Consider the following 407-nt stretch of genomic DNA (forward strand, 5'->3'; position numbering starts at 1 on the left):
GCCCAGGAGTGCATACACGACCAGGGCCGGGAAGCTGTCGGATTCGGCGCTGTCGAGGCGCTGGCGCAGGTCGGCGGCGGCCGCGCGCTCGGATGCCGCGCGGGCACGCTCGGTCGCCACGGTGCCTTCGAGCTGGGCCGTGCGCGCCGCGGCGCGCTGGACGTCCTCCACCGGGGTGTTGAGGGCCTTCCACCGCGCGGCGGCTTCGGCGCGCTGCTCGGCGGATGCCGGCGCCGCCGCGGACGCGGGCGAGAGCTCGACGGAATTGCGCAGGGGCAGCGGCGCCTCGAGCCAGACATCGAGCGGCTCCATCACCAGGCGCGCGCGCTCCGCTGCGGGGGACGAGGGCGTGGCCGGCACGGGCCGCCGCGCACGGCTCGGGGGAGCGGCGGCCGCCGGTGCCGCAG

The 407-nt window shown here is 78.6% G+C and carries 1 protein-coding gene; it reads right to left on the reverse strand.

Annotation, left to right across the window (positions count from 1 at the left end):
* The coding region (locus FJV41_RS51215; RefSeq protein ID WP_220138058.1) for a hypothetical protein at window positions 1-315 on the reverse strand (315 nt) is incomplete at its 3' end.
* Window positions 316-407: the final 92 nt, after the last annotated feature.

Source organism: Myxococcus llanfairpwllgwyngyllgogerychwyrndrobwllllantysiliogogogochensis (assembly GCF_006636215.1).
Lineage (GTDB): Bacteria > Myxococcota > Myxococcia > Myxococcales > Myxococcaceae > Myxococcus > Myxococcus llanfairpwllgwyngyllgogerychwyrndrobwllllantysiliogogogochensis.